Annotated in this window: 5 protein-coding genes; 2 read left to right on the top strand and 3 right to left on the bottom strand. The window is 76.5% G+C overall.

Features of this window, described 5'->3' with window-relative positions; genetic code table 11:
• Positions 1 to 510: 510 nt before the first annotated feature.
• Complete coding sequence (locus ACFVXK_RS15045) at positions 511 to 2,379, bottom strand: AMP-dependent synthetase/ligase (protein WP_389611948.1); 1,869 nt, start codon at positions 2,377 to 2,379, stop codon at positions 511 to 513.
• A 236-nt stretch (positions 2,380 to 2,615) separates the two neighbouring features.
• On the opposite strand from ACFVXK_RS15045, the gene ACFVXK_RS15040 reads away from it, so the two are divergent.
• Positions 2,616 to 3,389: a hypothetical protein gene (locus ACFVXK_RS15040; protein WP_389611947.1), complete on the top strand. Its 774-nt coding sequence runs from the start codon at positions 2,616 to 2,618 to the stop codon at positions 3,387 to 3,389.
• Here the strand turns inward: ACFVXK_RS15040 and ACFVXK_RS15035 are convergent.
• Together ACFVXK_RS15035 and ACFVXK_RS15030 are read right to left on the bottom strand one after the other, a co-directional pair.
• Positions 3,374 to 4,330 (bottom strand): DUF1648 domain-containing protein, encoded by a 957-nt coding sequence (locus ACFVXK_RS15035; protein WP_389611946.1) that lies wholly within the window; start codon positions 4,328 to 4,330, stop codon positions 3,374 to 3,376. The two genes, ACFVXK_RS15040 and ACFVXK_RS15035, sit on opposite strands and share 16 nt — an antisense overlap.
• Positions 4,327 to 4,674 carry a GntR family transcriptional regulator gene (locus ACFVXK_RS15030; protein ID WP_389611945.1) on the bottom strand — a complete coding sequence of 116 codons (348 nt, stop codon included), beginning with the start codon at positions 4,672 to 4,674 and terminating at the stop codon, positions 4,327 to 4,329. The genes ACFVXK_RS15035 and ACFVXK_RS15030 overlap by 4 nt, the downstream gene beginning before the upstream one ends.
• Positions 4,675 to 4,802: 128 nt before the next feature.
• On the opposite strand from ACFVXK_RS15030, the gene ACFVXK_RS15025 reads away from it, so the two are divergent.
• The gene (locus tag ACFVXK_RS15025) at positions 4,803 to 6,872 is read left to right on the top strand and encodes a WD40 repeat domain-containing serine/threonine protein kinase (protein WP_389611944.1); all 2,070 of its coding nucleotides are present in this window, start codon (positions 4,803 to 4,805) and stop codon (positions 6,870 to 6,872) included.
• Position 6,873: the final 1 nt, after the last annotated feature.

The following is a 6,873-nucleotide window of genomic DNA, read 5'->3' as shown; positions in this document are numbered from 1 at the left end:
GCGCCTGCGGCTGCCGGGGCGGTCGCGCCTGCGGCTGCCGGGGCGGTCGCGCCTGCGGCTGCCGGGGCGGTCGCGCCTGCGGCTGCCGGGGCGGTGGAGATGGCGGCGGCCAGGGCTGCTGCGCAGGTGGCCGTACGTATGCGGGCGCGGGCAGGGCGCACGGCACGCTCCTCGGGTGGCCCCCCGAACCGGTCAGCCCACGATAAGCGGCCCGTGCCGACCCCGCCCGCCGGGCGGCATGCGCCGCTGCGCGGAGCCGTCTCCCCGCCCCGCCCTTCGCCCGTTCCCGCCTCAAGCGCCGGCGGGGCTGAAAGATCCGGGGCTCCGCCCCGGACCCCGTACGTGCGCTCCGCGCCCGTACGCTCGATCGCCGCGCGGGCTGGATTGCCCGCAGGGCAATTCCAGCCCCGCCGGCGTTTGAGGCGCGGGCGCGGTAGCGCCGTGCCTTGAGCCGCGCCCGGCGATTGAGGGCTGGGGGCATCTCCCAGCGGTAGCTGGGGGAGAACGGGGTCAGGAGGCGCGAGGGGCTCGGTACAGGGCCTCGATGTCGGACTCGTGGTCCCGCGCGACAGCGCCCCGCTTGAGCTTCATCGACGGCGTCAGATGCCCCCGCTCCTCCGTGAACTCCCCCGGCAGCACCGCGAAGCGCCGGATCGACTCGGCCCGCGACACCAGCTTGTTCGCCTCGTCCACCGCCCGCTGGAGCTCCGCCAGCAGCTCCGGGTCCGTGACCAGCTCACGCACCGGCACGCCCTGCTTCTTGTACATCTGCCGCCAGTGCGCGAGCCCCTCCGGCTCCAGGGTGATCAGGGCCGCGACGTAGGGCCGGTTGTCGCCGACGACCATGCACTGGCCGACCAGCGGATGGGCCCGCAGCCAGTCCTCCAGCGGGGCGGGGGCGACGTTCTTGCCGCCGGAGGTGATGATCAGGTCCTTCTTGCGGCCGGTGATGGTGAGGTAGCCGTCGGCGTCGAGTTCGCCGATGTCGCCCGTGGCCAGCCACTCCCCCGCCGGCTGCGCGGAGACGTTCCAGTACCCGGCGAACACGTGGCCGCCCCGCAGCAGCACCTCCCCGTCGTCGGCGATGCGCACCGCCGTCCCGGGCAGCGGCCAGCCGACCGTGCCCAGGCGGGGCCGCAGCGGCGGGGTGACGGTCGCGGCGGCCGTCGTCTCGGTGAGCCCGTACCCCTCGAAGACCTCGATGCCCGCGCCCGTGTAGAAGGCGGCGAGCCGGCGCCCGAGGGGCGAGCCGCCGCTCAGGACGTAGCGGACGCGGCCGCCGAGCGCGGCCCGGATGCGCCGGTAGACCAGCGGGTCGTACAGGGCGCGGGCGGCCCGCAGCGCCAGCCCCGGCGGGACTCCCTCGACCGCCGCCTCCCCCAGGCGCTGGGCGGCGCGGGCCGCACGGTCGAAGGAGGCGGCGCGGCCCATGCGTTCGGCGGTGGCACGGGCGGTGTTGTGGACCTTCTCCAGCACGTAGGGGATGGCGAGCAGGAAGGTCGGGCGGAAGCCGGCGAGGTCGGCGAGGAGCTCCTCGGTCGCGATGCTGGGGGCGTGCCCGAGCTTGACGCGGGCACGCATGCAGCCGACGGCGACCATCCGGCCGAAGACGTGCGACAGCGGCAGGAAGAGCAGGGTGGAGGCGGGGTCCTTGCTGACGGAGTCGAAGACGGGGTGCAGCAGGGCCACCGCGTTGTCGACCTCGGCGAAGAAGTTGCCGTGGGTGAGCGTGCACCCCTTGGGCTCGCCCGTGGTGCCGGAGGTGTAGACGAGGGTGGCGTAGGAGTCGGGCGTACGGGCGGCCCGGCGCGCCTGGACGACCGCGTCGGGGAGGTGTTCCCCGGCCTTGACCAGGCGGGCGACCGCTCCGGTGTCGAACTCCCACAGGTGGGCGAGGCCGGGCAGGTGGGTGCGTTCGGCGCTGATGAGGCGGGCCTGGACGGTGTCCTCGACGGCGCAGGCGACGGCCCCGGAGTCGTGGATGATCCAGCGGGCCTGGAGGGCGGAGGAGGTGGGGTAGATGGGGACGGTGACCAGCCCCGCGGCCCATCCCGCGAAGTCCAGCAGGGTCCACTCGTAGGTGGTCCGGGCCATGATGGCGAGCCGGTCCCCCTCCGCGAGGCCCTCGGCGATCAGGCCCTTGGCGACGGCGAGCACCTCGGCGGCGAACTCGGCGGCGGTGACGTCCCGCCAGGTCCCGTCGCGCTCCTTGCGGGCGAGCACGGGCTCGTCCGGCGCCTCCAGGGCGTTGAGGAAGGGCAGGTCCCCGAGCGATCCGCCGGCCGGCGGACCGGCGAGGGCGGGCACCGCCACCTCGCGCACCACTCCGGCGACGATCGTCTTGACGGGCTCGACCAGCTTCGGCTCGGCAGCGTCCACGGCTCGTTCTCCTCGGTCGATCGCGGGTTACCGCCGGTAATCTACGCACGCGCGCACTCCGCGAACACCCTTCGAACGAGCCCTCCTCCACAGCTCCACACCCCGCCGACGATCTCCACTCCTGGTCCGCACACCTCACGGACCGGTCCCGACGAGACGGAACGGCTGCGTCGGCGCGGGCGGAGGGGGAAGAATCCGGACGTCCGCCAGGGCACCGCCACCTTGAGGAGCAGCCGGTGTCGTCAGAGGAAATCCAGTTGACGCTCAGCCCCGCGCAGGCCGCCGCCGGAGCGACGGTCGACCTCCCCCTCCCTTCCGGAACCGTGCGGCTCCGGATACCGCCGGCCCGGGACGGCGACCTCGTCCGGGCCCGCATCGGCGATCAGGAGGTGCTGCTGCGCATACGGGTGGCGGGCCCCGCCGCGCACCCCGCCGCGCACCCCGCCGCGAACACGCCCGCCCCCGCCGGGAAGTCCGGCGCCCTCGGCTGCCTGCTGGCCCTCGGCGCCGTGGCCGCGCTGGTGGTCGGCATCCTGGTGGCGAGCAGCGACGACGACTCCCGCCCGGCCGTTTCCGCGTCCGCCTCGGCCTCCGCCTCCGCCTCCGCCTCCGTCACGCCTTCGTCGACGTACAGCCCGTACACACCGCCCACGCCGACGCCCGCCGACACCGGCACCGACGCCCCGGCCCCCGCACCGGCGTTCTCGCTCCCCCTGCCCGGCGCGACCACCGAAGCCCCCCGCCCCTTCGACGAAGGGACCTGCCTCAACGGCCGGTTGCCGGACTCCACGACGGCGACGCGCGTCACCGGCGTCCACGAGGTCTCCTGCGGGGCCGACGACGCCCACTACCGGGTGATCCAGCGCTTCCCCGGGACCTCGGACATGAGCCGCTGCGACGAGAACCCCGATACGCAGTACGGGTTCTCGTACCGCTACACGATCAACGGCAGCGTCCTCAACGAGTACGTCTACTGCCTGGTCGGCCTGGGCTCCTACGCCCGCGGCTGACCCGTTCCGACGGACAGCGAGTTGAGCAGGGCGGCGCCGCGTGCGGCGTCGTCCACGCTCACCGCGAAGTCGCGACCCTTCGCCCGGACGACCAGGCATTCCCCGCCGCGCAGCATCACCGTCGTGCCCAGCCCGTTGATCCGGTAGCCCCAGCCGCCCGCCCGGGCGGCCGTACGCACCTCCACGCGGGCCGACTCGACGTCCTCGGCGGCCCAGCGCCGCACCGGGTACCCGAGCGGGCCGAAGGCCACCTCCAGCCCCTGCCGCGTCACCCGCGCCCGGACCGAGGAGCAGCCCAGGACCGCCAGGGCGGCGAACGCGAGGCTCCCGGCGGCCGGCCACAGGCCCGCGGCCAGGCCCGCCAGCCCGGCGGCCAGGGCCCCCAGCGCGGCCAGTGCGAACAGGCCTGCCAGCAGCCGCAGCCAGGGGTTGGCGGCGCTCGACAGCCAGACGAGCCGCTCCCCGTCGGGGATCTCCATCCGGGGCCCCTCCGCGGCCGGCGGCTCCGCGGCCTCCTGCCGCCCCAGCAGCGCCGCCCCCGCGCCGGCCGACAGGGCCACCGCGACCATGACCGCCACGCCCCAGCCGGTCAGGTCCCCGGCCTGCCGCCAGTCGGCGACGTCCAGGTTGGCCCGGACGATCGAGGCCTGCGCCCCCGCGAGCATCACCCCGCCGAAGGCCAGCGCCGACCAGCCCCAGGCGCGCCGGGGTCCGCGCCGGGCCCCGATCAGCACGGCGGCCACCACGACCGACCACACCAGTGCCGGGAACGCCGCGGCCGCCCACAGCGGCGACGACCCGTCGGGCCCGTCCGCGTCCGCGCCCCAGTGGGTGGCCACCGGGTCCGGCAGCCGGCCGGCCGCCGCGAGCGGCAGCCCCACCAGCAGCGCCAGCACCCCGGCCCCCCAGCCGGCCGCTCCCCACACCCCGCGGTCCTTCACGGCATCCCCCTGATCATCTCGATGAGCTCGGCCCTGCCGTACCCCAGCCGCGCCCCGTCGGCGACCAGGGCGCGCACCCGCTCCAGCAGTTCCGAGCGTCCGTCGGCGCCACCGGCGACGGTCACCCCGCGGCCGCGCCGGAACTCCAGCAACCCCTCGTCGCGCAGGGCCCGCAGGGCGCGCAGCACGGTGTTGGCGTTGACCCCGAGCGCCTGCCCGAGCTCGCGCGCGGGCGGGATCCGGTCCCCCGGCGCGCATTCGCCGTCGGCGATGGCGCGCCGGATCGCACCGGCCACCTGCTCGTGCAGGGGGCGGGTGTCGGCGGTGTTCAGCCTCAGCAACATGGTGCCAATGACGCTAGCACCATTCACTCCACGGAGCCACCGGCCGTCGGCGGGGTGTTGCACAATGACCCCTGCCCCGGCGGCGGTTGACCGGGATCCGGCGACGGGCAGGGCGGGCAGGGGGAGCGATGCGGGAGGGAGAGGAGCTGGGCGGGCGGTACCGGCTCGACGTGCAGCTCGGGCAGGGCGGGGTCGGCGAGGTGTGGCGGGCCCGGGACCTGGAGCTGGGGCGGGCCGTCGCCGTGAAGGTGCTCCTGGAGTCCGACGCGTCCGGGGAGCAGCTGGGCCGGTTCCGGCGGGAGGCGGAGATCGGGGCGCGGCTGCGGCATCCGGGGATCACGGTCGTCCACGACACCGGACGGCACGGGAAGCGGCTGTTCATCGTGATGGAGCTGCTGGAGGGCATGGACCTCGCCCAGCGCCTCGCCGCGCACCCCGGGGGCGGCCTGCCGCTGCCGGAGGTGCTCGACCTGGGGCTCCAGGCGGCGGAGGCCCTCGCGGCGGCGCACGCGCAGCAGGTGGTGCACCGCGACCTCAAGCCCGCGAACCTGTTCCTGCTCACCGAAGGCCGCCTGAAGATCTGCGACTTCGGCATCGCCCGCACCGCCCACGCGACGGCCTCCCTGACCGCCACCGGCCATGTCTTCGGCACCCCCGCCTACATGGCGCCCGAGCAGTGGCGCGGCGAACGGGTCGGGGCGAGCTGCGACATGTACGCGCTCGGGGGCGTGCTGCACGCGCTGTCGACGGGTGCGCCGCCGTTCCCGGTCACCGAGGCCCCGTGGGTGCTGATGCGCCACCACCTGGACGAGACCGCGCCCGCGCTGGACGCCGTACGGGCGGACGTGCCGGGCCCGCTCGCGGAGCTGGTCGCCGGCCTGCTGGCCAAGGAGCCGGAGGCCCGCCCCGACGCCCCGGCCACCGCCGCCCGCCTGCGCGCCCTCCTGACCCCGACCCCGCCGTCGCCCCCACCGGACCCCCGCCCCGCCGCCCCGGCCGCACCGCCACCCGGCCCCCACGCCACGGGCCCGGCCGACCCCACACCGCCACCCGGCCCCCGCACCACGGACCCGGCCGCTCCGGGCCCGCCGCCCGGCTCCCGGACCACCGGCCCGGCCACTCCGGCCACTCCGGCCACTCCGGCCCCGCCATCCGCCCCCCGCACCACGGACGCCGCCGGCCCCCAGGACGCCCCCCGGGGCGGCGGTGGGCCGACGCGGCGGGGGGTGCTGCTCGGGGTGCTGGGCGCCGCCGGGGTCGCGGGCGGGGCCTACGCGGCACTGCGGCTGACCCGCTGGAACGGCGTCGGCGGCGGGACGGCCGGCCCCCGGGCGGGGGCGGTCGTCACCCACCACACCGGCGCCGTCGGGTCGGTGGCGTTCAGCCCGGACGGCCGCTTCCTCGCGAGCGGGGGCGGCGACCGCACGGTCCGGCTGTGGAACATGGCCGCGGACTCCGGCTCCTCCCCTTTCCCGGCCCGTTCCGCGACGGTGACGTGCGTGGCGTTCAGCCCCGACGGGAAGGTCCTCGCGAGCGCCGGCCTGGACCGCTCCATCACCCTGGCGGACGTCGAACGCCGCAGCGGCAAGGCCGAACTGAAGGCCGCGGCCGGGGTGTTGTCGGCCGCCTTCAGCCCGGACGGCACGCTGCTCGCCGACGCCGACGACCGCACCGTCCGCCTCTGGGACCTCGCCGCCGGCACGGTCGCCGCCACCCTCGACGCGCACGGCGGCACCGTCCGCTCCGTCGCGTTCAGCCCCGACGGCCGCACCCTGGCCGCCGGCGGCGAGGACGGCGCCGTCCGCCTGTGGGACGTCACGGCCCGCACCGTCGCCGCCACCCTCACCGGCCACACCGCGCACGTGGCCTCGGTGGCGTTCAGCCCGGACGGCCGCACCCTCGCCAGCGGCAGCGGCGACACCACCATCCGCCTCTGGGACCCCGCCACCGGCACCGCCGCCGCCACCCTCACCGGCAACAACAGCACGGTCCGGTCGGTGGCGTTCAGCCCCGACGGCCGCACCCTCGCGGGCGGCGGCGGGCGGACGGTCCGGCTGTGGGACGTCGCCACGCGCACCGCCGCCACCAAGCTCAACGGCCACACCGGCTCCGTCGCCGCCGTGGCGTTCAGCCCGGACGGCGTGCACCTGGCGAGCGGCAGCGAGGACACCACCGTCCGCGTGTGGCGGCTCGCCTGAG

This window comes from Streptomyces sp. NPDC058157, from assembly GCF_042884105.1.
In the GTDB taxonomy this organism is placed as follows: Bacteria; Actinomycetota; Actinomycetes; order Streptomycetales; family Streptomycetaceae; genus Streptomyces.
Note: the sequence above shows the minus strand (reverse complement) of the source record. Positions and strands in the feature narration are given on the sequence as shown.